This is a genomic window from Methylobacterium tardum (assembly GCF_023546765.1).
GTDB classification, from domain to species: domain Bacteria; phylum Pseudomonadota; class Alphaproteobacteria; order Rhizobiales; family Beijerinckiaceae; genus Methylobacterium; species Methylobacterium tardum.
The window spans coordinates 6,775,261-6,798,411 of the sequence record NZ_CP097484.1 but is presented as its reverse complement, the minus strand read 5'-3'; the positions used below and the strand labels follow the sequence as shown (position 1 = coordinate 6,798,411).

Sequence of the window (23,151 nt, the reverse complement as noted above, 5' to 3'; positions counted from 1 at the left end):
TCCTTCGCGATGATCCGGGCCGAGGCCGACCTCGCGCGCTGGTCCGGCGCGGCCGAGCGCGTCGTCGTGCGCATGATCCACGCCTGCGGCATGACCGACCTTCCCGCGGACGTGGAGATGTCGCCGGATTTCGCAGAGGCCGGCGTGGCGGCGCTCCAGGGCGGCGCACCGATCCTGTGCGATGTGCGCATGGTGGCCGACGGCGTCACGCGGGCGCGGCTTCCGGCCGCCAACCCGGTGATCTGCACGCTCGGCGACCCGCGCGTGCCGGATCTGGCGAAGCAGCTCGACACCACCCGATCCGCCGCCGCCCTGGAGCTGTGGCGCGAGCATCTTCCGGGCAGCGTCGTCGCGGTGGGCAATGCGCCGACCGCCTTGTTCCGCCTGCTCGAATTGCTCGACGCCGGGGTGAAGCCCCCGGCTGCCGTCATCGGGATCCCGGTGGGCTTCGTCGGGGCCGCCGAGTCGAAGGACGCGCTCGCCCGGGATGGCCGAGTCCCCTTCGTGGTGGTCCACGGGCGGCGGGGCGGCAGCGCCATGACGGCAGCCGCGGTCAACGCCCTCGCCAGCGAGGTCGAGTGATGGACGGGTTCGAACGCCTGGACGCGCCCGCCGAGGAGATCGCGGCCGTGGCGGTGACCGGTACGCTCTACGGCGTCGGCATGGGTCCCGGCGATCCGGAGTTGCTGACCGTGAAGGCGCAGCGGATCCTGATGCGCGCGCCGGTGCTGGTGCATTTCTGCAAGCGCGGGAAGCGCGGCAATGCCCGCACCATCGCGGACGCGATCCTGCGCGATCCCGCCCGCGAGATGCCGCTGGCCTATCCCTACACCACCGAGATCCACCCGGAGCATCCCGACTACGTCGCGGCGCTCGCGGCGTTCTACGACGATGCGGCCGGGCAGCTCGCCGACCATCTCGGCGCTGGACGCGACGTGGCGATTCTGTCGGAGGGCGACCCCTTCTTCTACGGCTCGTTCATGCATCTCTGGCGGCGCTTGAAGGACCGCTTCACCGTGGAGGTGGTGCCGGGCGTGACCGGCATGTCCGGCTGCTGGACCCGGGCGGGGACCCCGATCACCTGGGGCGACGACGTCCTCACGGTTCTGCCGGCGACCCTGTCGCTCGATGCGCTCACCGAACGCCTGCGCGGGACCGACGCCGCGGTCGTCATGAAGCTCGGACGGCACCTGCCCAAGGTACGTGCGGCGCTGGCGGCGGCCGGGCTGCTCGAGCGCGCGGTCTATGTCGAGCGCGGCACGATGGCGGGCGAGCGCGTCGTGCGGCTCGTTGACAAGGCGGATGACGACGCCCCGTACTTCTCGATGGTGCTGCTGCCCGGCGAGGGGCGGCGGCCTTGAGCGGAAGCGTCACGGTCGTCGGCCTCGGCCCGGGCGACCCGAGCCTGCTCACCGAATCCGCCCGCCGCGCCCTGGACGCGGCCGAGGATCTGATCGGCTACTTTCCCTATGTCGCCCGCGTGCCCGAGCGTCCAGGCCTCGTCCGGCATGCCAGCGACAACCGGGTCGAGGTCGACCGCGCCCGCCACGCTCTGCAGCTCGCGGCCGGGGGCCGACGGGTGGCGGTCGTCTCCGGCGGCGACCCCGGCGTCTTCGCCATGGCGGCGGCCGTATTCGAGGCGGTGGAGCACGGCGAGCCCGGCTGGCGCGACCTCGCGATCACGGTCGAGCCGGGGATCACCGCCATGCTGGCGGCCGCGGCGCGGCTGGGGGCGCCGCTCGGGGGCGACTTCTGCGCCCTATCGCTCTCGGACAACCTGAAACCCTGGCCGGTGGTGACCGCCCGGCTCGAGGCTGTGCTGCGGGCGGATCTCGTCGTTGCGCTCTACAACCCGATCTCGTCGGCCCGGCCCTGGCAGCTCGGGGCCGCGCTCGAGATCGCGGCCGGGATCCGCGCTCCGGAAACGCCCGTGATGTTCGCGCGCGCGATCAGCCGGCCGGACGAGGCGATCCGGGTTGCGACGCTCGCCGAGGCCCGCGACGTGCCGGCCGACATGGCGACGATGGTCATCCTGGGCGCCTCGACCACGCGCCTGATCCCCCGCGACGGCCGTCCGCCCTTCGTCTACACCGCGCGCAAGGTCGAGGGGCCGGCGTGATCGCCGAAACGCAGCCAGCGGCGTGCGCCCTCGGCATCCGGGACGCTCGGCACGTCAGGCTTCTCGGGCCGGCGAACCATGACGACGGGAATCGCCAGTCCGCGCGCCGCCGCGATCTTGCCGTAGGTCGCCGCGCCACCGGAATTCTTGCTGACCACGATCTCGATGCCGTTGGCGCGCATCAGGGCGACCTCGGAGTCTGCGTCGAAGGGGCCGCGCGCCTCGAGCGCGGTCAGATGCGGCACCGGCAGCAGGTCGCCCAGCGGCTCGACGGTACGCGCCAGATATCTGTGCTGCGGCGCCGCCGCGAAGGCTCCGGCTTCCTGGCGGCCGATCGTCAGGAACACGCGCCGGGGTTCCTGCCCCAGGGCGGCAACGGCCTGCTCCATGGTGTCGACCTCGTTCCAGACGTCGCCGGCGCCGCGGTGCCAGGGTGGACGGCGGATCGCGAGGAGCCGGACACCCGTCAGCACGGCCGCGCGTGCGGCGTTGGCGGAGATGGCTGCGGCGAAAGGATGGGTCGCGTCGATCAGGCAATCGACCCCCTCGGCGGCGAGGTACCGGGCCAGCCCCTCGGCCCCGCCGAAACCGCCGACGCGGGTCGGCACGGGCTCGGCTTTCGGCGCGGCGGTCCGGCCGGCCAGCGACAGCACCACGGACAGGTCGGGTCGACCGGCGAGAGACCGCGCGAGGGCACTCGCCTCGCCGGTCCCGCCGAGGATCAGGATCCGCATGCCACCGCTCGTCATGGGCACCTTGTCCATGAGCGCTGAGCCTCTGTCGAGCCGGACCAGCCCGGCCCCCTGGCTGTCGATCGTGGGCATCGGCGAGGATGGACGGGCCGGGCTCGCACCCGCCGCCGCCGCGGCGCTCGACGCCGCCCGTGTCGTCTATGGCGGCCGGCGCCACCTTGCCCTCGCGGGCCCGCTCGACGCCGACATGCGGCCTTGGCCGAGCCCGATCCACGCGGCCTATCCGGGCATCCTCGATCGCCGAGGCGAGCCCACCTGTATCCTCGCCACCGGCGACCCGTTTCACTACGGCATCGGCGCCGAGATCGCCCGGCTGGTACCGGCGGCCGAGATCCGCGCGTTTCCGCAGCCCTCGGCGTTCAGCACGGCCTGCGCACGGCTGGGCTGGCCGCTGGCCGAGTGCGGCCTGGTCACCCTCCACGGTCGGGCGCTCGCCCGGATCATCCCACATATCCGGCCGGGCGCCCGGCTGCTCGCGCTGTCATGGGATGGATCGACCCCAGCGGCGCTCGCCGGCCTGCTCCGCGAGCGCGGCTTCGGCGCGTCGCTGCTGACCATCCTCGAGGCCATGGGCGGCCCGCGCGAGCGCGTCCGTGCGGCTCGCGCCGACGCCTTCGATCTCGGCACCATCGACCCGCTCAACACCGTGGCGATCGCCGTCGCCGGCGAGGGCCGCAGCCTCCCGCTATCGCCGGGGCTCGGACGACAGCCTGTTCGAGAATGACGGGCAGCTCACCAAGGCGGAAATCCGCGCCCTGACCCTCGCGGCCCTGCGTCCCCATCCGGGCCTGCACCTGTGGGACATCGGAGCCGGCGCGGGCTCGATCGCGATCGAGTGGATGCTCCGCCATCCGACCCTGCGCGCCACCGCGATCGAGGCGCGGCCTGACCGGGCCGAGCGCATCCGGCGGAACGCCGAGGCTCTGGGCACGCCGGATCTCGCGGTGGTCACCGGTGCGGCCCCGGACGGGCTCGCCGGCCTGCAGGCGCCGGATGCGGTCTTCATCGGCGGCGGCGTTTCGGAGCCGGGCCTCCTGTCGGCGGTGCTGGCGGCGCTCAGGCCGGGCGGACGCTGCGTCGCCAACGCGGTGACGCTCCAGGGCGAAGCCGCCCTGCTGGCGGCCTTCGCGCAACAGGGCGGCAGCCTGCGACGCTATTCGGTCGACCGAGCGAGCCCGGTGGGCGGCCTGCACGGCTGGCGCCCGGCGATGCCGGTGACCCAATGGGCCTGGACGAAGTCATGACCGATCGTCTCGTCGCCGGCATCGGATTCCGCCGGAGTACCGGCCCCGACGAGATCGCGGCGCTGATCACCCGCGCGCTCAAGCAGGCCGGCGTCGACGGCACGGCGCTTGCCGCCGTCGCCACCGCGGCCGACCGCGCCGGCGAACCCGCGATCGCCGCGGCCGCGGCCGGGTTCGGCCGGCGCCCTGCCCGGTCGGACCCGACGCCCTAGCGGCCTCCGACGCACGGGTCGTCACACGCTCCGCGCGCATCGAGAACCTGCGCGGGGTCGGCTCGCTGGCGGAAGCGGCCGCCCTGGCCGTGGCGGGACCAGACAGCAGCCTCGTTCTTCCCCGGATCGCGAGCGGCGGCGCCACCTGCGCGCTGGCCCTGCGGCCCAACACGAATCCTGCCCCATGACGGTTCACTTCATCGGCGCCGGCCCCGGCGCGGCGGATCTCATCACCGTGCGTGGCCGCGACCGGATCGCGGCTTGCCCGGTCTGCCTCTACGCCGGATCCCTGGTGGCGCCCGAGATCCTCGGCTGGTGCCCGCCCGGCGCGCGGATCATCGATACCGCCCCCCTCGACCTCGACGCCATCATGGCGGAGATCGAAGCCGCGCATGCCAGCGGACAGGACGTGGCGCGCCTTCATTCGGGGGATCTGTCGATCTGGAGCGCGCTGGCCGAGCAGATGCGGCGGCTAGACGGGCTTGGGATTCCCTACACGGTGACGCCGGGCGTCCCGGCCTTCGCGGCCGCGGCCGCCCTGCTGCGGCGCGAGCTCACCGTGCCAGGCGTGGCCCAATCCGTCGTGCTCACCCGCACCTCCGGCCGGGCGAGCGCCATGCCTGAGCGCGAGACGCTGGCGGCCTTCGCGGCCACCGGCGCGACGCTCGCAATCCATCTGTCGATCCACGTGGCCGAGCGGGTGGCGGGCGAGCTGATCCCGTTCTACGGGCCGTCCTGCCCGGCGGCGGCGGTGTTCCGCGCGTCCTGGCCGGATGAGCGGGTGCTGTTGGGCGACCTTGCTACGCTGCCCGGCCTGGTCGCGGCGGCGGGCCTGGAGCGGACCGCGCTGATCCTCGTCGGGCCGGCGCTCGGCGCCGAGACCTTTCGCGAGAGCGCGCTCTACGCCCCCGACTATGATCGGCGCTACCGTCCGGGCGGCACCGTCGGGACCGCGTCGTGAGCGCGCCCGGACTCCTCGTCGCGGCGCCCCGCTCCAGCTCCGGCAAGACCACCGTGGCGCTCGCCCTGATGCGGGCGCTGACCCGGCGCGGCCTGCGGATCCGGGCCGCGAAATGCGGGCCGGACTACATCGACCCGGCCTTTCACAGGGCCGCGACCGGCCGGCCGAGCTTCAATCTCGACAGCTTCGCCATGGCACCGCCCCTGCTCGACGCCCTCGCCTCGGCCACGGCGACCGATGCCGACCTGGTGATCGCCGAGGGCTCCATGGGCCTCTTCGACGGTGTGCGGGCCGCGGAAAGCCGAACCGGAGCCAATGCCGACATCGCCGCCCGCTTCGGCTGGCCGGTGGTGCTGGTGGTCGATGTATCCGGCGCGGCCCAATCGGCTGCCGCGGTCGCGCTCGGCTGCAAGCTCTACGATTCGCGGGTGACGATTGCCGGGGTGATCCTGAACAAGGTCGCGAGCGCGCGTCATCGCCGCTTGGTCGAGGCCGGAATGGAGCGGGTTGGCTTGCCGGTTCTCGGCGTGTTGATGCGCGACGCACAACTCGTCTTACCCGAGCGTCATCTCGGCCTGGTCCAGGCCGGCGAGACCACCGATCTCGAGGCGCGCCTCGACCGGCTGGCCGATCTGGCCGAGGCGGGAATCGACCTCGACGCCGTGACAGCCTCCGCCGGTGGCGCCGTACCGGTCTCGACGGACTCGTCGATCGTCCCGCCCGGACAGCGCATCGCCGTCGCGCGGGATGCGGCCTTCAGCTTCCTCTATCCGCACATCGAAGCCGGATGGCGCAGGGCCGGGGCTGAACTCGTCCCGTTCTCGCCGCTCGCCGACGAGCCGCCCCACGCAGGTTGCGATGTGTGCTGGCTGCCCGGCGGATACCCGGAACTGCACGCGGGACGTCTGGCGAGCGCCAGCCGGTTCATGGATGGGTTGCGCACCTTTGCGCAGGCGCGTCCCGTCCACGGTGAGTGCGGCGGCTACATGGTCCTGGGGCAGAGTCTCGAAGATGCGGACGGCGTGACTCACGCCATGGCGGCCCTGCTGCCGGTCCGGACCTCATATCACCGTCGCAAGCTCCACCTCGGCTACCGTGTCGCGCGGCTCTGCGGCGACGGCGTTCTTGGCAGGCGCGGCGCCCGCCTGGTCGGACACGAGTTCCACTACGCCAGCGAAGTGTCGCCGGTGCCGGATGAATCGGCGGCGCTTGCCCAGGTCGCGGATGCGGAGGACGTCGCGCTGGGCCTCGCCGGGCACCGCCACGGCACGGTCACCGGAAGCTTCTTCCATGTCATCGCCGCAGACCAAGCGTAGGCGCGAGCCCTACGCAGTGACGGGTTTGCGGAGGACGGCTTCGGTCAGGTCGGGTTGGCCGGGGGCGGGATGTTGCGCGCCTGAGCAAGGCGCGCAACGCTGCGGACCAGCGCCAGCACGTCCCGGCGCATCTGCTCATCCTCGATCTGCGCGTAGGCCCGCAGCAATTCGATCGCTCCGTGCGCGCTGAGGAAGCCGAACACATCCTCACGGGAATTTTCGCGGGGCTCGTTCTCCTCGAAGAACGCCGAGACTGGCACCTCAAGTAGCCGTGCGATCTCGCGCAGCCGCCCGGCGCCGACCCGGTTCTGGCCCTTCTCGTATTTCTGCACCTGCTGAAAGGTCACGCCGACCGCGTTGCCCAAAGCGGTCTGGCTCATGCCCCGCGCCTTGCGCAAAGCCGTGATGCGGATACCAACGAGGCGGTCGACGTCAGTGGTCTGCTTCGGCATCGTCTGACCGGACAGATCCTTCTCCGCGGAAGAGATTGCGTCCTGTTGCGGACGCGGTGTCTTCGCCTCGCTGTCGCGCCGCTTCACCGTCCGCCCCTGCGTCCTATGTCGTACGAGTCGATCTACCCGCTCAAGTGCTCGCGGCCGGCAAACGCCAGACCCGCGACACAATCGAGCGACGCCGCAGTAGGACACCAAGTTGTCAGGCTTCGCAAGTCTAAGGTTACAGCTTCTAGTTTAACCTTACACATCTTTGCAACATTGTTGCTGAAATGTCGACAGCGAAACTCTGCGCAGTTTCTGTGGTGCGCCCTGTCGCCGCGCCATGGGTCACCCTAGAGACAGCGACACTTGTATGATTAACGCCTCAGAGGAGAAACGCATGTTCATCGCGATGAATCGCTTCAAGGTGGTCAAGGACGCGACCGACGATTTCGAGGCGGTCTGGCTGGGCCGCGACAGCCATCTGGGCGAGATGCCGGGCTTCGTCGAGTTCCACCTGCTTCGCGGTCCGGAGCACGAGGACCACGTCCTGTATGCATCGCACACGATCTGGCGCTCGCGGGCGGATTTCGAGGCGTGGACGCGTTCCGAACAGTTCCGGAAGGCGCATGGCCGCGTTCCCTCGACGAAGCCTCTCTATCTCGGCCATCCGCAATTCGAAGGCTTCGAGACGATCCAGACTGTCGGCTCTCCCGGCGCAAATTCGGAGCGCGTCGAGGCCATCTGATCAAGCTTGGCTTTCACAAGCGGTCGCGGCCACCGTCTCAGGGGCGTGAGGCTATGCCATCTGCGGGATCGATCAACGCCCGCCGCGACCCCGGCCAACGCGTCTGAATCACATAGGTTCAGGCCCAAACGGTCGTGCACCGGACTGTTTGGGTGCTGAGCGTGCGATACAGCCGCTCAGCATTAGTTCAGCATTAATCATGTATTGCCGCGGTTCAGGTTGCGCACTAAGTCGCGCTGAGCTCGAAATCCCGGAATCGTGAGTCGTTCGGGCCCACGGCTTGCTCCGTCACGGATACAGGCCGGCGCTGAAACCTTGCGCGTTTCAGACTGGTACAGAGTCCGATCAAGACGGGACGTGGCGCGGCAAATGTTTCACGATCGGCTTCCGGAAACGTTCCAGGCCCTTCCCGAGGCGGCGGAGCACCGCCGCAACGTGTGGTCGGCGGTGCTTCCCCGTCGCGGTCGCGCCGTGGCGCGGATCGGCTTGTCATCGGCCCTGGCCTTCACCGACGTCCTGGCGATCCTGGCGGTCACACTCTGCATCGAGTTTGGCTACCACGTCGCGTACGAGGACGGCCCGCTCTGGCTGGGCAGCCTGCGCGGGCTCAGGCTTTCGGCGCTGCTGAGCCTGGTCATCGTCGCCACGACCGCGCTTCGGTCCGAATACAATCTCGACAACGTGATCGCGCGGAAGGCGAATCTCCAGCGCGTGGCGTCGCTGTGGCTGGTGGCCTGGGCGGCTCTGCTCGTGGTCAGCTTCATGACCAAGACGACCAACGACTACTCGCGGATCGTGTCGATCGGGATCTTCCTGCTCGGGCTCCCCACGTTGATGGCGACGCGGGACCTGATGACGCGCGTCGTGCGCAGGCGTCTGACGGCCGGATCGGCGTCCGTCAGCCGCGTCCATCTGGTCGGGTACGAGGACGACATTACCCGCTTCTACGCCGCCAACGAGTCCGAGAATCTCGGCCTGCGGATCGTCGGTACGAGCTACCTGCGCCGGGTCGATCCGGGGGCCGACACGGCGACCCGCCATGATCAGCTGCAGGAAGACCTCGACCTCGCCGTCTCGGTCGTCCGCTTCCTGCGGCCGGACGATGTGTTCGTGCTCGTGCCCTGGGCCGACACCGCGGAGGTCGAGCGCTGCATCGACGCATTCCTGAGGGTTCCCTCCGCCCTGCATCTGCGCCCCGGCACGGTGCTCGACCGGTTCCCGGACCTGCAGGTCGCGCGGGTCGGCGGCGTCTCGGGGATCAACATCGGCCGTCGCCCGCTCAATCTGGGCGAGGTGTTGCTGAAGCGCGCGTTCGATCTCACGGTCTCGGCGATCGCGCTGGTTTCGCTGTCTCCGTTGCTGGTTGCGATCGCCGTGGCGATCAAGCTCGACAGCCGGGGGCCGGTCTTCTTCCGTCAGAAGCGGTACGGGTTCAATCAGCAGCCGTTCGGTGTGTTCAAGTTCCGGTCGATGCGCGCTGAGCCGGACGCGGCGTTCCGTCAGGCGACCCGCAACGACAGCCGCATCACCCGCGTCGGCGCGTTCCTGCGGCGGACCAACCTTGACGAGCTACCCCAGCTGATCAACGTCCTGCGGGGCGAGATGTCGTTGGTCGGCCCCCGGCCTCACGCGCTCGCCCACGATCGCAGCTTCGAGCGGCGGATCGCGCTCTACGCCCGTCGCCACAACGTTCGGCCTGGGATCACTGGTTGGGCGCAGGTCAACGGGTTCCGCGGCGAGACGCTTACCGACCTCGACATGGAGCGGCGTGTCGCCTGCGACCTCCACTACATCGACAATTGGTCGATCTGGTTCGACATCCAGATCATGGTTCAGACCATCGTGTCCCGCCGCGCCTATCGGAACGCGTTCTGACGGGTTGCTGACATCCGGCCGCACGCCTGGCATCGGCCGTTGTCGAGGCGATGGCGCCGGGATCCGTCGGCGTCAGGACGCATGCTTCCCCTGGCTGCAGGCGTCGCAATCGCCTTCGACCTCGAGGATGCTGTGCGTGGGCGTAAATCCGGCCCGCTTCAGCGTGCGCCCGAGGCCACCCTCGACTTCCTCCGAAGACGTCTCATCGACGCCGCCGCAGGTGCGGCAGATCAGGAAGATGACCCCCTCCCCCGGCGCATGGCCGTGCGCGCAGGGGATGAAGGCGTTGCGGCTGGCGATCCGATGGACCAGCCCCTGCTCCATGAGAAAATCGAGCGCGCGATAGACCGAGACGGGTGCCACGCGCCTGCCCGGTGCGCTGAGGCGCTCGGCGATGTCGTACGCGCCCTGCGCCTTGCCGGATTCGGCCACGGCCTCCAGCACCTCGCGGCGCAGCGGCGTGAATTGCAGCCCGCGCTCGCGACAGAGGGCTTCCGCCCGCGCGAGCATGTCACCCGCGCCGGCATGGCACGCGTCGTGACCCTCGTGACGGTGCATGATGGCTCCAGTGGACTGATCCGCAGGTTGTCCCGCGGGTTTGTTACAGTGTATCACCGCCACCCTGGACCGCACCAGTAGCCCTGCACGGTCCCCGCGCCGGCCCGAGCGCGCGACGAGGACGCCTTGCCGATCACTCCCAGCCCGAGACACGCGGCCCGGCGATCCCTGTTCCAGAGCGGGATCGGGCTGCGCCTGGCGCTTGCCGGAGCTCTCTCGGTCTTCGTGTGGCTGACGATCGCCTGGGCGCTCACGGCATGAATGTTTCGCGGCAGCAGCCGGCCCCGATCCGGCTCGTCGGCCTGACCCTGGGCTACGACCGGCATCCGGCGGTCCACCATCTCGATGGGACGGTCCGGGCCGGGGATCTGCTCGCGCTGGTCGGACCGAACGGGGCCGGCAAATCGACCCTGCTGAAGGGCATGGCCGGGGAAATCCGCTGTCTGGAAGGGCGTATCGAGCGCGCGGGCGCCCTCGCCTACATGCCGCAAGCCGACGAGATCGACCGGAGCTTCCCGCTCAGCGTCATGGACCTCGCCGGCATGGGGCTCTGGCGACGGTCCGGCGCCGGCGGAGCCTCCGCCGGAATAGCCGGGCGATCGAGGCGGCCCTCTCGGCGGTCGGTCTCGAAGGGTTCGAGGCGCGGCCGATCGGCACGCTGTCCGGCGGCCAGTTCCGCCGCGCCCTGTTCGCACGGCTCATCCTGCAGGATTGTCCCGTGGTGCTCCTCGACGAGCCGTTCACCGGCATCGATGCCCGGACGGTGGACGATCTCCTCGCGCTGATCGCGGCCTGGCACGCCGAAGGACGTACGGTGATTGCCGCCCTCCACGACCTGGCACAGGTGCGGGCGCATTTCCCGTCCACGTTGCTTCTCGCGCGGGAGCCGGTGGCCTGGGGGCCGACCTCACGGGTACTGACGCAGGAGAACCGGCACGCGCGCGCAATCTCTCCGAGGCCTGGGACGAGGGCGCGCCGATCTGCGCCGGCCGGCAAGCCGCGGGCGCGCATGACCATGCGCACGCGCACGACCACGCTGCGCACGGCCCAGGCGCACACGGTCATCACGAGGACGCCGCGTGATCGATCCGTTCGGAACAGTCCTGGCGCCGTTCGTCGAGTTCGGCTTCATGCGCCGGGCGCTGGCCGGCTGCCGGCGCTGTCGGTGTCGGCGCCGCCGGTCGGGGTGTTCCTGACCCTGCGCCGGATGAGCCTGATGAGCGACGCGATGAGCCACGCCATCCTGCCCGGCGCGGCGGCCGGCTTCCTGGTCGCCGGCCTGTCGCTGCCGGCGATGACCCTCGGCGGCCTTGTCGCCGGCCTCGCAGTGGCGCTGCTCGCCGGCGCCGTGACCCGCGCCACGGTGGTGCGGGAGGATGCCAATCTGGCGGCCTTCTACCTCATCTCGCTGGCGGCCGGCGTGCTGCTGGTCTCCCTGCGCGGTTCGCAGATTGACCTGATGCACTTCCTCTTCGGCTCGGTTCTGGCGCTGGACGATGCCGCCTTGTGGCTCCTGGGCGGCATCAGCACGCTCACCCTCCTGGCGCTCGCGCTGATCTACCGGCCGTTGGTCATGGAATGCGTCGACCCGCTGTTCCTGCGCACGGTGAGCCGCAGCGGCGGCCCGGTGCATCTCGCCTTCCTGGCGCTGGTGGTCGTGAACCTCGTCGGCGGCTTCCAGGCGCTGGGCACCCTGCTGGCGGTCGGGCTGATGCTGCTTCCGGCGGTCGCCGCGCGGTTCTGGGCCCGCGACCTCGGCGGTCTCATCCCGGTCTCGATGCTGATCGCCGCGACGGCGAGCATCTCGGGGCTCAGCGTGTCCTATCACTTCGATCTGCCGAGCGGTCCGGCCATCGTGCTGGCGGCCGGGGCGCTGTATGTCGCCTCGATGATGGTCGGGCCCCGCGGCGGCCTGCTCCGCCGCCTCGTCCGGACGCGCCACCTCGAAGCCTGATCAGGGCCGGTCCTTCAGGGACGCCATCCCCTCGCGGTAGGTCGGGTATGCGAGCGTCACACCGAGTTCCTCGCGGATCAGTGCGTTCCGGACACGCCTGTTCTCACCGTAGAAGCTGCGCGCCATCGGCGACAGGTCGGCGGTCTCGAAGTCGATCTCGGGCGGCAGGGGCAAGCCGGTGAGGGCGGCTGCGTGCTCGGTCACCGTCTGCGGCGCGGCCGGCTCGTCGTCGGTGACGTTGTAGACCGCCCCGGCCCGCGGCCGGTCGATGGAGGCGAGCAGCGTCGTGGCGATGTCGTCCACGTGGATCCGGTTGAAGACCTGACCGGCCTTGACGATTCGCTGGGAGCGGCCTTCGCGCAGCTTCACGATCGGGTTGCGGCCCGGCCCGTAGATGCCCGACAGTCGGAAGACCTGCACGGCCTTGCCGGTCTCGGCGCCGAGCTTGAGCCACGCCGCCTCGGCATCCAGACGAATCCGGGATCGGGCGCTGCGCGGCGCGGCCGGCGTGGTCTCGTCGATCCAGGCCCCACCCTGGTCGCCGTAGACCCCGATGGTCGAGAGATAGCCGATCCAGCCGATCCGGCTGGCCCGGATCGCCGCCTCGTAGCGGGCGAGGACCGGATCGCCCTCCTCGCCCGGCGGTGCCGATACCAGGAGCGCGTCCGTCTCGGCGAGGTCGTCGGCAATCCGGGGGTCGTCGGCTTCCGGGCCGAAGGCGCGCATGGTGAAGCCGGTCTCGGCCGCGATGCGGTCGGCGGACGCCGCCTCGGTGACCGTGGCGCGCACGATCGCGAACCGGTCGCGCGCGCGCTCGGCGAAACGGCGGCCGGTGAAGCCGAGCCCGAAGACGAAGAGATTCATGCGGCGGATGTCTCGCCCACCCCCACTCCCGTCAAGCCGGAAGCCCGCCACTCGTCGCGGACATGCACGTCGGTCTCTCCGACGCCGAACCGACGATAGAGGGATTCGACCGCCTCTTGCCCGAGAAGCCGGCTGCACGCCCAGACTGCCATGCCGCGCACCAGCGGCGATGTATCGGCAAGCCGGGCCATGGCCGTCTCGGCCAGATCCGGATTGCCGGAATTGCCGATCGCGATCATCACGTTGCGCAGGAAGCGGTCGCGGCCCGTACGCTTCACGGGCGTGCCGGCGAAGAACCTGCGGAACGCCGCATCGTCCAGAGCCGCGAGATCTTTCAGGGCGGGCGCCGCCAGATCCGCCCGGGCGGCCAGCCGGTTCTCCGCGGCCGTGCGGGCGAACTTGTTCCAGGGGCAGACCGCGAGGCAGTCGTCGCAGCCGAACACGCGATTGCCGATCGCGGGCCGGAACGCCTCGGGGATCGGCCCGGGATGCTCGATGGTCAGGTAGGAGATGCAGCGCCGGGCATCGAGGCGGTAGGGCGCCGGGAACGCGTCGGTCGGGCAGATGTCGAGGCAGGCCCGGCACGAGCCGCAATGATCGCGCCCGGGCGGGTCGGGCTCGAATTCCGCGCTGGTATAGATCGCTCCGAGGAGCAGCCAGTTGCCGTGCTCGCGGGAGATCAGCACCGTGTGCTTGCCCTGCCAGCCGAGCCCGGCGGCTTCGGCCAGGGTCTTCTCCATCACCGGGGCGGTGTCGCAGAACACCTTCACCCGCACGTCGCCCTTCGCCGACAGGTAGCCGCCGAGTTCCTTGAGCCGGCCCTTCAAAACCTCGTGATAATCCCGGCGTTGCGCATAAGCCGCGACTGCGCCGCGGTCCGTCCTCGCCGTCAGCGCCAGCGGATCGTCGTCCGGCCGATAGCTCATCGCCAGAACCAGGATGCTGCGCAGGCCGGGCCACAGGCCGGTCGGCCGGGCGCGCTGATCCGCCCGCTCCGCCATCCAGTCCATGGTGCCGTGCGCGCCCTCGGCGAGCCACGTCGAGAGGCGGCTCGGCAGATCCGGGAGACGGTCCGGACGGGTAACGCGCAGGCCGCAGAAGCCGAGCGCCCGGGCCCGGGTCTCGGCGAGGCGGCGCAGATCGGCGCCGAAATAGGTCCGTCGGTGGCTCAGAAATCCAGATCCGCGTAATGGGCGGCCGGCGCCATGCCGGGCACCCGGTCGGCGAGCAGGCCGCGGAACGAGGGCCGCGACTTGATCCGCGCGTACCAGTTTCGCGCCATCTCGTCCTCGTCCCAGGGCACGTCGCCGAGATAGTCGACGCACGAGAGATGGGCGGCCGCCGCGAGATCGGCATAGGTCAGGTTGTCGCCGGCGATCCAGCGGCGGCGCGCGATCAGGTAGCCGATGTACTTGAGGTGGTAGCGCACGTTGCTGCGCGCGGCGCGAATCGCGTTCATGTCCGGCGGGCCGCCGCCCTCGTGGGCCGACATGAAGCGCTTCGAGATCTTCTCGTTCACGAGGTAGGCCGTCACCTCGGAATCGAACTTGACCAGGAACCAGTCGAGCAGGCGCCGAACCTCGACGCGCTCGACGGTGTCCTCCGGCAGCATCCGCCGCCCCGAGAGACCGAGCCCGCGCGTCTCGTCGAGATATTCCGCGATGACGCCGGCACCGGGGATAACCAGACCGGTCTGCTCCAGCAGCACGGGCGTCACGCCCGCCGGATTGATCAGCAGGAAATCGTCGCGCCGCTCCCAGGGCCGTTCCTCAAACAGCGTCGGCTCCATGCCCATCTCGGCGAGTACGAGACGGATGAACCGGGAATTCGCGCAGAAGGGGAAGTGGTAGAGGGTTGCCATCGAGGCCGTGCGGGACGTTCGGTCTGCCAGCGCGGCCGGTCCCGCGCTCGTCGAGGGTCCTGAAACGCAGATCTTCGGCGCGCAGGACTTCGGACCGAGCGTTATTGCCCGACCGTTGCCGAGCCCTTAACACGCGCAGCCGGCTCCGGTAACCGCCCGTCAACCCTGATCGGCGAAGCCACCGGCACAACTATTCAGGTGGTTCGCGGCGTGCCCGGCATGGGTCGGCGCGCGCCCGCGGCACAAGGCTTCGCGATGGATCCGGCAAGCATCGGCAAGGCAGTCCTGCTCGCCCTGGTTGAGGGCGCGACCGAGTTCATCCCGGTCTCCTCCACCGGCCACCAGTTGCTCGTCGGCCACTTCATCGGCTTCCACTCGCCCAACAACACCTTCGAGGTGCTGATCCAGCTCGGCGCGATCCTAGCCATCCTGGCGGTCTATTTCCGGCGCCTGCTGGGCATCGCCACCGCCCTTCCCAACGATCCGAAGGCGCGCCGCTTCGTTCTCGGCATCCTGGTGGCCTTCCTGCCGGCGGCGATCATCGGCGGCATCTTCTCGAAGATGATCAAGGCGTACCTGTTCAACCCGTGGATCGTCTGCGCGACCCTGGTGGCGGGCGGCTTGGTGCTGCTCGTCATCGGCGACACCGATCTGCGGGTGAAGAAGACCGACGTCTACGATTTCTCGCTGCCGATGGACCTGAAGATCGGCATCTTCCAGTGCCTTGCGATGATCCCCGGCGTGTCGCGTTCGGGCGCCACAATCGTGGGCGCGATGCTGATGGGCGCCGACAAGCGCTCGGCGACCGAGTTCTCCTTCTACCTGGCGATGCCGACGATGGCGGGCGCCTTCGCCAAGGATCTGCTCGACAACTACAAATACCTGTCGAGCAACGATGTCGGCCTGATCGTGATCGGCTTCATCGTGTCGTTCATCTCGGCGCTGTTCGTGGTGCGGGTGCTGCTCGACTACGTGTCCCGACACGGCTTCTGGCTGTTCGCGTGGTGGCGGATCATCGTCGGCGCGCTCGGCTTCGCGGGGCTGATCATCTTCGGCTGACCCGCCGGCCGTCGCGGCGACGGCCGATCAAAATTCGGTCACCCGCGGCTTGAGGTTTCCTAAACCTTCGGGCGATTGCCTCCGGCGGAACGGCGTGCGAGGCAATCCCATGAAAGCGGCGCAGCAGACGCCGCGCCCTGGGACGCTCCGATGGAAGACACACCCCTCGCCGACCTCTTCGAGCCCGCCGACCGCGCGCGCTGGCTCGGCCTCGTCGAGGGTGTCCTGAAGGGCGCCGATTTCGAGAAGCGGCTCGTGTCCCGGACGGCAGACGGCCTGCGGATCGAGCCGCTCTACGGTCCGGCCAAGCCGGCAGTGCAGCCGGTCCGCGAGCCCGGCCCGTGGCGGATCGCGCAGCGCGTCGATCATCCGGACATCGCCGCCGCCAACGCGCAGGCCATCACCGACCTCGAGGGCGGGGCCGACGCCCTCGTCCTGGCCTTCGCGGGTGCGCCCGCCGCTCGGGGATACGGCCTGACCGCCGCGACCGTCGAGGATCTCGACGCGGTGCTCAAGGGCGTGATGCTGCCGCTGATCGCCCTGCGCGTCGATGCCGGCGGCCGGGGGCTCGAGATCGCCCGCCTCGTGAAGGCCCTGGCGGAGCGTCGGGGCGAGGATCTCGCCACCTACGATCTCGATCTCGGCATCGACCCGGTTGGCGTCCTGGCCGCCACCGGCAGTCTCGGCGCCGTCTGGAGCGAGATCGCGCCGCGTCTCGCCGAGACCGTCGCGGAGTTGGGCGCCGCGGGTTTCCGCGGGCGGGCCTTCCTGGCCGACGGGCGGCCCTACCACGAGGCCGGAGCCGGGGAAGCCGCCGAGCTGGGCGCCGTGCTGGCGACCGCCGTCGCCTATCTGCGCGCGCAGGAAGCCGCCGGCCACGACCTCGACAGCGCCCGCGACCGCATCGCGGTGCTGCTGGCGGCCGACGCCGACGAGTTTGTCACGGTCGCGAAGTTCCGCGCCGTGCGGCGCCTGTGGGCGCGGGTCGAGCAGGCCTGCGGCCTCGATCCGAAGCCGCTCCGGGTCCACGCCGAGACCGCATGGCGGATGATGACGAAGCGCGATCCCTTCGTGAACATCCTGCGCACCGGGATGGCCGCGGCGGCGGCCGGGATGGGCGGGGCCGACAGCGTGGCGGTCCTGCCCTACACGCAGGCGCTGGGCCTGCCCGATGCCTTCGCCCGGCGTGTGGGCCGCAACAGCCAGATCGTCCTGATCGAGGAATCACACCTCGCGCGGGTCAGCGATCCGGCGGCGGGCGCCGGCGGCTTCGAGGCGCTCACCGCCCAAATCGCCGAGGCCGGCTGGGCGGCGTTCCAGACGATCGAGGCCGAGGGCGGGATCGTCGCCTCGCTGAGCGTCGGCAAGCTGCAACGGCGGATCGAGCTCATCCAAGAGGCACGGGCAAAGGCGGTCGCGACCCGGCGTGAGGCGCTGACGGGCGCCAGCGAGTTCCCGAACCTCGCCGAGAAGCCTGTCACCGTACTCGACGTGGCGCCGGTCAGCGCGCCGCGAGGGTCGAATTTCGGCTCGGGCTCGGCGGTCGCCTGCGACGCCCTGCCCTCCCAGCGCCTCGCCGAGCCCTACGAGACGCTGCGCGACGCCTCCGACGCCTTTCTCGCCAAGACCGGGCGCCGGCCGGCGGTCTTCCTCGCGAATCTCGGCGCGGTGGCCGCCTTCAACGCCCGGGCGACCTTCGCGGCCAACGCCTTCGCGGCGGGCGGCATCGAAGCCCTGTCGAACGACGGCTTCACGGACGCGGACGCGCTCGCGGCCGCCTTCCGGGATTCCGGGGCCGCGCTCGCCTGCATCTGCTCCACCGACGCCATCTACGCGGAGCGCGCCGTCGCGACCGCTGAGGCGCTGGCCCGGGCCGGGGCCGGCACGGTGTACCTCGCCGGCAAGCCCGCGGATCTCAGCGAGCCGCTGAAGCAGGCGGGCGTTGACGCCTTCCTGCATGTCGGCTGCGACCTCCTCGCCCTGCTGAACGCGGCGCTGCGCACAGCGATGCGCGCGCCGACCCAGCAGCCGGCGACCTGACCCTCCCCGGACCGGAGCCGCATGACGCGCCTGATTGCCGCCGCCCTGATCCTCGCCTGTACGGTTCCCGCCACGGCCGCGTCGCGCAGGCCGCCGGTTCCGGACCGGTTCGACGGCACGTGGAGCGTCGAGATCATCACCGAGGCGGGCACGTGCGACCGGGCCTACCGCTACCCGGTCCGAATCGAAAACGGCCGGGCCCGCTTCATCGGCGCCGCCTTCACGGTTCAGGGGAGCGTCGCCGGAAACGGCGCCGTCCGGGGATCGATCTCGAACGGGATGGCCACGGCCGTCGTCAGCGGACGCCTCGGCGCGAACGGGTTCGGCGCCGGCACCTGGGTCGCCTCCGGATCTCTCGAATGCCGCGGTCGCTGGAACGCCGAACGCCGGGGATGAGCTCCGGTCGGAAGGCGTCGCAAAACGGTCTGGATCTTGCCCGGAATCGGGCACGCCGAAAGACGGATCAGCCCCGTTCCCGACGCAATCATGAGGGAATGCTGAACGTGGTTCGGATACCCGACGAGGCCGCCCGCATGAAGTCTTCGATCCTCGCCTCCCTCACCGTCCTCGCTCTCATCTCGACGGCGCAGGCGCGCCCGCATCGGCAGCCCGCGGCCCCGGCGGTGAACGCGGCGGAGGCCGAGAAGGTGCTGGCGCCGCTGCGGCAGGCCGCCACCGAGTGCTTCGCCGATACAGTGCTGTCGAACCCGAAGGCGACCGCCGAGGCGCGGGCGGGCCACTGGTACGAGGCCGTCGGCATCACGGGCTTCCTCTGCCGTCCCGAAGTCGCCGCGATGATCAAGGCCCACGATCGGCTCTACGGTGCGAAGACCGGGGAGCGGTACTTCAAGGGCGCCTACGCCAAGCATCTCGATCAGCAGCTCGCCGAGCGGCTCCAGCCGATGCTGGCCCACAAGGCCGTGGCCAGTGCCGAGCCGCCCGCCGAGAAGGCGGCCGCCGAGGACGCCGCGGCCGGCAACTGACGCGGGAACGGCCTCTTCGGGTACCGTCTTCGCCAGCGAGGAGGCGGCTGTGGCCTACGAGCTTCACTATTGGCCGATGATCCAGGGGCGCGGCGAGTTCGTTCGCCTCGCCCTGGAAGACGCCGGGGCCGACTACGTCGATGTCGCCCGGCAGGATGACGAATCCGGCGGCATCGAACCGATGCTCGGCCGCCTCTCCGATCCGGCGAACGCGCGGCCGCCGTTCGCACCGCCGTTCCTTCGGGACGGGGACGTGGTCGTGGCTCAGACGGCTGCGATCCTGCTCTATCTCGGCCCGCGTCTCGGACTTGTCGGCGCGTCGGAGCGCGACCGGATCTGGACGCACCAGCTTCAGCTCACCATCGCGGACGCCGTGGACGAGGCGCACGACACTCACCATCCGGTCGGGGTCGGCCTGTACTACGCCGAGCAGAAGCCAGAGGCCCTGCGCCGGGCCAAGGGCTTCCGCGAAGAACAGATCCCCAAGTTCCTCCGCTATTTCGAGCGCGTGCTGGCGGCCAATGACGGCGGTCGGCTCGTCGGATCCGATCTGTCCTACGCGGATCTGTCGCTGTTCCAGCTCGTCGAGGGACTGCGCTACGCCTTCCCGAAGGCGGCGGGCGCAGCCTTGCGCGACACACCCAAGGTCGTGCGCCTCCACGAGGCCGTGGCGGAGCGACCGCGGATCGCCGCCTATCTGGCCAGCGAGAGGCGGATCCCGTTCAACGAGGACGGCATCTTCCGCCGCTATCCCGAACTGGACGCCTGAGGAGGCGGCATCTCACCGGGGCGGATGGGCGACGAGGATGCCGGCGAGGGTCAGCGCCACGATCCCCAGCGTCAGCGACAGAAGACGCCAGAACAGCAGCGGATCCCGCTCCAGCAGCGATGTCCGTCTCCCGTCCGTGAAGGCCGGGTTGGGATACCGGAGATCCTGGATGAACTCCGAGAGGGCCTGATAGCGCCGGGCCGGATTCGGATGAACGGCCTTCCGGAGAGCGCCATCGACCCAGACCGGCAGCAGCGGGCGCGTCGTCAGGGCCGAGACGTAGCGAAGCCGGCGCTGCGCCGCCGGCGTACGCGCCCGGGGCACCGCATCGCCGTAGGGAAGCCGGCCGGTCAGCATCTGGTAGGCCATGACGCCGACCGCGAACACGTCGGACCCGGCCGTTGACGGCGCGCCCAGGAAGCATTCCGGCGCCGTGTACTGCACCGTGCCGAGGATCTCGGCCGGGTCGATCCGCGGATCGCCCTCGGCGACGCCGGCAACCTTCGTGGCACCGAAGTCGATGACCTGAACGGTACCCGAGGCGTCGATCAGGACGTTGTCGGGCCGCAGGTCCTGATGGACCATCTCCCGCCGGTGAAAGGCCTGGACGCCCTTCGCGAGCTGCTCGGCGAGGCCCCGCACGGCTTCGAGCTCGGGCGCGGCGTGATCGCGCATCCACTGCGTCAGGGTCTGACCCTCGACGTAGCGCATCACCGTGTAGAGGTGATTGCGGCGCCGGTTCTGCGGATGGGCTTGGAGGACGTGCGGATTGTCGATCCGGCGGGCGATCCACTCCTCCATGACGAACCGTTTGCGCTGGGCGGGATCGTCGCGCAGATCCAGCGACAGGACCTTCAGGGCGACACGTGCCCCGGTCTCCAGATCCGTCGCGAGGTAAACGCGGCTCCGGGGACCGGAATGGAGCGTGCGCAGGAGGCGGTAGCCGTCGAACTCGGCAGGCGGGTCGAGCAGGGGTGCGGGATCGAGACCCTGGACATCCTCGAGCAGATCGACGGCTTCACCCGCCGGCACGGAGTCGACCCGGACGATCTGGACCGTCAGATTGTCCGTGCTGCCGGCAGCGAGAGCCGCCTCGGCGATGGCCCGGGCAGCCGCATCGAGGTTCTCCGCAGACGCGATCGCCGAGACCATATCGCGCGGCGTGACATGCTCATGCACGCCGTCCGTGGTGAGCACGAAGGTGTCGCCCACGTCGATGCTGAGCGTGTGGTAATCGATCTCGACCCGGCCGTTCACGCCCAGAGCGCGACCGAGATAGGATTCCGCCGCGGAGACGATGACGCGGTGGTCCTCGGTGAGCTGCTCGAGGGATCGTCCCGCCACGCGCCAGATCCGGGCATCGCCGGCGTGAAAGAGATGCGCGGTGCGCGACTTCAGGATCAGGACATCGAAGGTCGTGACGTAGCCACGGTCGGCATCGATCGGATCGAGGCCGCGCCGGGTCTGGGCGTGGAGCCAGGAATTGGCCGCCGCGATCACCTTCTGCGCCGAGTTCTTCACCGACCACGTATCGGGGGTCGCGTAGTAGTCGCTGAGGAAACTCTTGATCGCGGTCTCGCTCGCCGCAGCCCCCGCCGCGCTGCTGCTGATCCCGTCGGCCAGCGCCACGGCGATGCCTTTCAGGCCGAGCTCCGGCTGCTGCGGCACGAGGGCGCCGTGAAAATCCTGATTGGCGTCCTTGCGGCCGGCCGTGCTGTGCTGGCCGATCGAGACGGTCAGGTCCGAACCCGGATTGCTGGGGGGCGCACTCAAGCCGCGACCGCCGTGCCGTCGCCGCGACCGCGATACGAGAGGGCCTCGGCCAGATGCAGCCGACGGACCTGCGTCTCGCCGTCGAGATCGGCGAGCGTCCGGGCGACACGCAATGTGCGGTGGAAGCCGCGGGCGGAGAGCCGCATGCTCTCGGCCGCCTGCCGGATCAGCGCTGTCCCGTCGGCATCGGGGCCGGCGACCTCTTCGATCAGGTTCGCCGGGCAGGTGGCGTTGGTGGTGGCGGGCGACAAACCCCGGCCGGCATAGCGGGCGCTTTGCAGGGCGCGCGCCGCAGCAACCCGGGCGGCGGCCTCGGGCGACCCTTCCGCGGGCGGCGGCAGGATCAAGTCGGCCGCCGTCACTGCCGGGACCTCGATGCGCAGGTCGATCCGGTCGAGCAGCGGGCCCGAGATCCGCGCCTGATACTGCGCCATGCAGCGGTCGTTCGGGCCCCGCCGGCAGGCGTAACCCGGCTCCAGCCCCTGGCCGCAGCGGCACGGATTCATGGCCGCCACAAGCTGGAACCGGGCCGGATAGGTGACCCGGTGATTGGCGCGGGCGATCATCACCTCGCCGGTCTCCATGGGCTGACGCAGGCTGTCGAGGACCTGTGGGGCGAATTCGGGAAGTTCATCCAGGAAAAGGACGCCGCCATGGGCGAGGGAGACCTCGCCCGGGCGCGCGCCGAGCCCGCCGCCGACCAGCGCGGCCATCGAGGCGGAATGGTGGGGCTGGCGAAACGGTCGGCGGTTCGAGAGCGCGCCGTCCTTCAATTCGCCCGCGACCGACTGGACCATGGAAATATCGAGCAGCTCGCGGGGGCCGAGCGGCGGCAGGATCGAAGGCAGCCGGGCGGCGAGCATCGACTTGCCCGAGCCGGGCGGCCCGTTCATCAGCAGATTGTGGCCGCCCGCGGCGGCGACTTCGAGGGCGCGCTTGGCCCCCTCCTGTCCCTTGATGTCGATCAGGTCCGGCAAGGGTCCCGCGAGACCAGCCACCGCGGCCTCCGGGCGCGCCATGACCTGGCTGCCCTTGAAGTGATTGGCGAGCTGGATCAACGAGCGCGGGGCGAGCACGTCGAGGTCGCCGCCGGCCCAGGCCGCCTCCGGCCCGGTCGAGGCCGGGCAGATCAGGCCGAGGCCGCGCGCGCCTGCCGCGATGGCGGCCGGCAGCACGCCGTTGACCGCGGTGATGCTGCCGTCGAGGGCGAGCTCGCCCAGGACGCAGTAGCCGGCGAGGGCATCCGCCGGAATCGCGCCGATCGCCGCCATGACGCCCAGCGCGATCGGCAGGTCGTAATGCGAGCCCTCCTTGGGCAGATCCGCGGGGGCGAGATTGACGGTGATGCGCTTGGCCGGCAGCGCCAGCCCCGAGGCGATCAGGGCGCCACGCACCCGCTCGCGCGACTCGGCCACCGCCTTGTCGGGCAGACCCACCACCGTGAACACCACCGAGCCCGGGATGATCTGGACCTGCACGTCGACCGCGCGCGCCTCGATACCCTCGAAGGCGACAGTGGCGACGCGCGTGACCATAGGTGAAGAATCCTCGACGCCGCAGGCTTGGGCGTTTCAGATCTGCGGGAGAATTGTAGGGGACTCAAGAGGATCCACGGCGCGAGGGAACCCC

The 23,151-nt window shown here is 70.4% G+C and carries 23 protein-coding genes and 3 pseudogenes; 18 read left to right on the top strand and 8 right to left on the bottom strand.

The window, feature by feature from the left end; translation table 11 throughout:
• Window positions 1–9 precede the first annotated feature (9 nt).
• From M6G65_RS32675 to cobJ, 3 genes are read left to right on the top strand one after another with little or no spacing between them, the layout of a single operon-like run.
• A complete protein-coding gene (locus M6G65_RS32675) occupies window positions 10–582 on the top strand; it encodes a precorrin-8X methylmutase (protein ID WP_238194495.1) in 573 nt (190 codons plus the stop codon).
• On the top strand, window positions 582–1,361 hold the full coding sequence (locus M6G65_RS32670) for a precorrin-2 C(20)-methyltransferase (RefSeq protein WP_238194379.1): 780 nt from the start codon (window positions 582–584) through the stop codon (window positions 1,359–1,361). The genes M6G65_RS32675 and M6G65_RS32670 overlap by 1 nt, the downstream gene beginning before the upstream one ends.
• Window positions 1,358–2,119, top strand: coding sequence for a precorrin-3B C(17)-methyltransferase (cobJ, locus tag M6G65_RS32665; RefSeq protein WP_238194378.1), 762 nt, complete (start codon window positions 1,358–1,360; stop codon window positions 2,117–2,119). Before M6G65_RS32670 ends, cobJ begins: the two co-directional genes overlap by 4 nt.
• On the opposite strand, the gene M6G65_RS32660 is transcribed toward cobJ, so the two are convergent.
• Complete coding sequence (locus tag M6G65_RS32660; protein WP_238194377.1) at window positions 2,086–2,853, bottom strand: cobalt-precorrin-6A reductase; 768 nt, start codon at window positions 2,851–2,853, stop codon at window positions 2,086–2,088. The two genes, cobJ and M6G65_RS32660, sit on opposite strands and share 34 nt — an antisense overlap.
• Window positions 2,854–2,881: 28 nt before the next feature.
• Here M6G65_RS32660 and cbiE point away from each other — a divergent pair.
• The 5 genes and pseudogenes from cbiE (at window position 2,882) to M6G65_RS32640 (ending at window position 6,604) form a co-directional block, all read left to right on the top strand.
• A pseudogene (cbiE, locus tag M6G65_RS32655) lies at window positions 2,882–4,115 on the top strand (precorrin-6y C5,15-methyltransferase (decarboxylating) subunit CbiE).
• On the top strand, window positions 4,112–4,327 hold the full coding sequence (locus M6G65_RS34175; protein ID WP_430929535.1) for a cobalamin biosynthesis protein: 216 nt from the start codon (window positions 4,112–4,114) through the stop codon (window positions 4,325–4,327). Before cbiE ends, M6G65_RS34175 begins: the two are co-directional and overlap by 4 nt.
• Before the next feature lie 38 nt (window positions 4,328–4,365).
• On the top strand, window positions 4,366–4,515 hold the full coding sequence (locus M6G65_RS34170; RefSeq protein WP_430929585.1) for a cobalamin biosynthesis protein: 150 nt from the start codon (window positions 4,366–4,368) through the stop codon (window positions 4,513–4,515).
• Window positions 4,512–5,288: a precorrin-4 C(11)-methyltransferase gene (cobM, locus tag M6G65_RS32645; protein ID WP_238194375.1), complete on the top strand. Its 777-nt coding sequence runs from the start codon at window positions 4,512–4,514 to the stop codon at window positions 5,286–5,288. The genes M6G65_RS34170 and cobM overlap by 4 nt, the downstream gene beginning before the upstream one ends.
• Window positions 5,285–6,604: a cobyrinic acid a,c-diamide synthase CobB gene (locus tag M6G65_RS32640; RefSeq protein ID WP_238194374.1), complete on the top strand. Its 1,320-nt coding sequence runs from the start codon at window positions 5,285–5,287 to the stop codon at window positions 6,602–6,604. Before cobM ends, M6G65_RS32640 begins: the two co-directional genes overlap by 4 nt.
• A gap of 44 nt (window positions 6,605–6,648) precedes the next feature.
• Here M6G65_RS32640 and M6G65_RS32635 read toward each other — a convergent pair whose 3' ends face one another.
• On the bottom strand, window positions 6,649–7,056 hold the full coding sequence (locus M6G65_RS32635; protein ID WP_238194373.1) for a helix-turn-helix domain-containing protein: 408 nt from the start codon (window positions 7,054–7,056) through the stop codon (window positions 6,649–6,651).
• 382 nt (window positions 7,057–7,438) lie between these two features.
• Between M6G65_RS32635 and hmuQ the strand changes: the two genes are divergently transcribed.
• Window positions 7,439–7,786, top strand: a complete 348-nt coding sequence (gene hmuQ / locus M6G65_RS32630) for a heme-degrading protein HmuQ (RefSeq protein ID WP_238194372.1) — start codon at window positions 7,439–7,441, stop codon at window positions 7,784–7,786.
• 369 nt (window positions 7,787–8,155) lie between these two features.
• Complete coding sequence (locus M6G65_RS32625) at window positions 8,156–9,661, top strand: undecaprenyl-phosphate glucose phosphotransferase (protein WP_238194371.1); 1,506 nt, start codon at window positions 8,156–8,158, stop codon at window positions 9,659–9,661.
• 72 nt (window positions 9,662–9,733) lie between these two features.
• Here M6G65_RS32625 and M6G65_RS32620 read toward each other — a convergent pair whose 3' ends face one another.
• Window positions 9,734–10,219, bottom strand: a complete 486-nt coding sequence (locus M6G65_RS32620) for a transcriptional repressor (RefSeq protein WP_238194370.1) — start codon at window positions 10,217–10,219, stop codon at window positions 9,734–9,736.
• 126 nt (window positions 10,220–10,345) lie between these two features.
• On the opposite strand from M6G65_RS32620, the gene M6G65_RS33620 reads away from it, so the two are divergent.
• The 3 genes and pseudogenes from M6G65_RS33620 to M6G65_RS32610 all read left to right on the top strand — a co-directional run bounded on the left by M6G65_RS33620 (window position 10,346) and on the right by M6G65_RS32610 (window position 12,173).
• Window positions 10,346–10,480 carry a hypothetical protein gene (locus tag M6G65_RS33620; RefSeq protein WP_283214823.1) on the top strand — a complete coding sequence of 45 codons (135 nt, stop codon included), beginning with the start codon at window positions 10,346–10,348 and terminating at the stop codon, window positions 10,478–10,480.
• A pseudogene (locus M6G65_RS32615) lies at window positions 10,477–11,302 on the top strand (metal ABC transporter ATP-binding protein). The gene M6G65_RS33620 and the pseudogene M6G65_RS32615 overlap by 4 nt, the downstream one beginning before the upstream one ends.
• Before the next feature lie 47 nt (window positions 11,303–11,349).
• Window positions 11,350–12,173, top strand: a pseudogene (locus tag M6G65_RS32610) (metal ABC transporter permease).
• On the opposite strand, the gene M6G65_RS32605 reads toward M6G65_RS32610, so the two are convergent.
• Genes M6G65_RS32605 through M6G65_RS32595 form a run of 3 tightly spaced genes read right to left on the bottom strand, consistent with a single transcriptional unit; the run spans window position 12,174 to window position 14,898 of the window.
• Window positions 12,174–13,037 carry an SDR family oxidoreductase gene (locus tag M6G65_RS32605; RefSeq protein ID WP_238194368.1) on the bottom strand — a complete coding sequence of 288 codons (864 nt, stop codon included), beginning with the start codon at window positions 13,035–13,037 and terminating at the stop codon, window positions 12,174–12,176.
• Window positions 13,034–14,176, bottom strand: a complete 1,143-nt coding sequence (queG, locus tag M6G65_RS32600; protein ID WP_347710511.1) for a tRNA epoxyqueuosine(34) reductase QueG — start codon at window positions 14,174–14,176, stop codon at window positions 13,034–13,036. Before queG ends, M6G65_RS32605 begins: the two co-directional genes overlap by 4 nt.
• A 29-nt stretch (window positions 14,177–14,205) precedes the next feature.
• A complete protein-coding gene (locus M6G65_RS32595) occupies window positions 14,206–14,898 on the bottom strand; it encodes a glutathione S-transferase family protein (protein ID WP_192706754.1) in 693 nt (230 codons plus the stop codon).
• Between the two features lie 255 nt (window positions 14,899–15,153).
• Between M6G65_RS32595 and M6G65_RS32590 the strand changes: the two genes are divergently transcribed.
• The 5 genes from M6G65_RS32590 (at window position 15,154) to M6G65_RS32570 (ending at window position 19,749) form a co-directional block, all read left to right on the top strand.
• The gene (locus M6G65_RS32590; protein WP_250103384.1) at window positions 15,154–15,957 is read left to right on the top strand and encodes an undecaprenyl-diphosphate phosphatase; all 804 of its coding nucleotides are present in this window, start codon (window positions 15,154–15,156) and stop codon (window positions 15,955–15,957) included.
• A 150-nt stretch (window positions 15,958–16,107) separates the two neighbouring features.
• Complete coding sequence (locus M6G65_RS32585) at window positions 16,108–17,997, top strand: methylmalonyl-CoA mutase subunit beta (RefSeq protein ID WP_238194367.1); 1,890 nt, start codon at window positions 16,108–16,110, stop codon at window positions 17,995–17,997.
• A gap of 21 nt (window positions 17,998–18,018) precedes the next feature.
• The gene (locus M6G65_RS32580) at window positions 18,019–18,393 is read left to right on the top strand and encodes a hypothetical protein (protein ID WP_238194366.1); all 375 of its coding nucleotides are present in this window, start codon (window positions 18,019–18,021) and stop codon (window positions 18,391–18,393) included.
• Between the two features lie 137 nt (window positions 18,394–18,530).
• Window positions 18,531–18,980, top strand: a complete 450-nt coding sequence (locus M6G65_RS32575; RefSeq protein ID WP_238194365.1) for a hypothetical protein — start codon at window positions 18,531–18,533, stop codon at window positions 18,978–18,980.
• Window positions 18,981–19,029: 49 nt separating this feature from the next.
• Complete coding sequence (locus tag M6G65_RS32570; RefSeq protein ID WP_250103383.1) at window positions 19,030–19,749, top strand: glutathione S-transferase; 720 nt, start codon at window positions 19,030–19,032, stop codon at window positions 19,747–19,749.
• 12 nt (window positions 19,750–19,761) lie between these two features.
• On the opposite strand, the gene M6G65_RS32565 is transcribed toward M6G65_RS32570, so the two are convergent.
• Both M6G65_RS32565 and M6G65_RS32560 read right to left on the bottom strand, forming a co-directional pair.
• Entirely contained in the window at window positions 19,762–21,522 is a 1,761-nt protein-coding gene (locus M6G65_RS32565) for a bifunctional protein-serine/threonine kinase/phosphatase (protein WP_250103382.1), read from the bottom strand.
• Window positions 21,519–23,057 carry a YifB family Mg chelatase-like AAA ATPase gene (locus tag M6G65_RS32560; protein WP_238194362.1) on the bottom strand — a complete coding sequence of 513 codons (1,539 nt, stop codon included), beginning with the start codon at window positions 23,055–23,057 and terminating at the stop codon, window positions 21,519–21,521. The genes M6G65_RS32565 and M6G65_RS32560 overlap by 4 nt, the downstream gene beginning before the upstream one ends.
• Between the last annotated feature and the right edge of the window lie 94 nt (window positions 23,058–23,151).

What these genes read in the sequence shown, in the direction of transcription:
- M6G65_RS32675 (WP_238194495.1), top strand. Translation starts at nt 10, where the DNA reads ATGATCCGGGCCGAGGCCGACCTCGCGCGCTGGTCCGGCGCGGCCGAG.
- M6G65_RS32670 (WP_238194379.1), top strand. Translation starts at nt 582, where the DNA reads ATGGACGGGTTCGAACGCCTGGACGCGCCCGCCGAGGAGATCGCGGCC.
- M6G65_RS32660 (WP_238194377.1), bottom strand. Translation starts at nt 2,853, where the DNA reads ATGCGGATCCTGATCCTCGGCGGGACCGGCGAGGCGAGTGCCCTCGCG.
- M6G65_RS34175 (WP_430929535.1), top strand. Translation starts at nt 4,112, where the DNA reads ATGACCGATCGTCTCGTCGCCGGCATCGGATTCCGCCGGAGTACCGGC.
- cobM (WP_238194375.1), top strand. Translation starts at nt 4,512, where the DNA reads ATGACGGTTCACTTCATCGGCGCCGGCCCCGGCGCGGCGGATCTCATC.
- M6G65_RS32635 (WP_238194373.1), bottom strand. Translation starts at nt 7,056, where the DNA reads ATGCCGAAGCAGACCACTGACGTCGACCGCCTCGTTGGTATCCGCATC.
- hmuQ (WP_238194372.1), top strand. Translation starts at nt 7,439, where the DNA reads ATGTTCATCGCGATGAATCGCTTCAAGGTGGTCAAGGACGCGACCGAC.
- M6G65_RS32625 (WP_238194371.1), top strand. Translation starts at nt 8,156, where the DNA reads ATGTTTCACGATCGGCTTCCGGAAACGTTCCAGGCCCTTCCCGAGGCG.
- M6G65_RS32620 (WP_238194370.1), bottom strand. Translation starts at nt 10,219, where the DNA reads ATGCACCGTCACGAGGGTCACGACGCGTGCCATGCCGGCGCGGGTGAC.
- M6G65_RS32605 (WP_238194368.1), bottom strand. Translation starts at nt 13,037, where the DNA reads ATGAATCTCTTCGTCTTCGGGCTCGGCTTCACCGGCCGCCGTTTCGCC.
- M6G65_RS32595 (WP_192706754.1), bottom strand. Translation starts at nt 14,898, where the DNA reads ATGGCAACCCTCTACCACTTCCCCTTCTGCGCGAATTCCCGGTTCATC.
- M6G65_RS32590 (WP_250103384.1), top strand. Translation starts at nt 15,154, where the DNA reads ATGGATCCGGCAAGCATCGGCAAGGCAGTCCTGCTCGCCCTGGTTGAG.
- M6G65_RS32585 (WP_238194367.1), top strand. Translation starts at nt 16,108, where the DNA reads ATGGAAGACACACCCCTCGCCGACCTCTTCGAGCCCGCCGACCGCGCG.
- M6G65_RS32580 (WP_238194366.1), top strand. Translation starts at nt 18,019, where the DNA reads ATGACGCGCCTGATTGCCGCCGCCCTGATCCTCGCCTGTACGGTTCCC.
- M6G65_RS32575 (WP_238194365.1), top strand. Translation starts at nt 18,531, where the DNA reads ATGAAGTCTTCGATCCTCGCCTCCCTCACCGTCCTCGCTCTCATCTCG.
- M6G65_RS32560 (WP_238194362.1), bottom strand. Translation starts at nt 23,057, where the DNA reads ATGGTCACGCGCGTCGCCACTGTCGCCTTCGAGGGTATCGAGGCGCGC.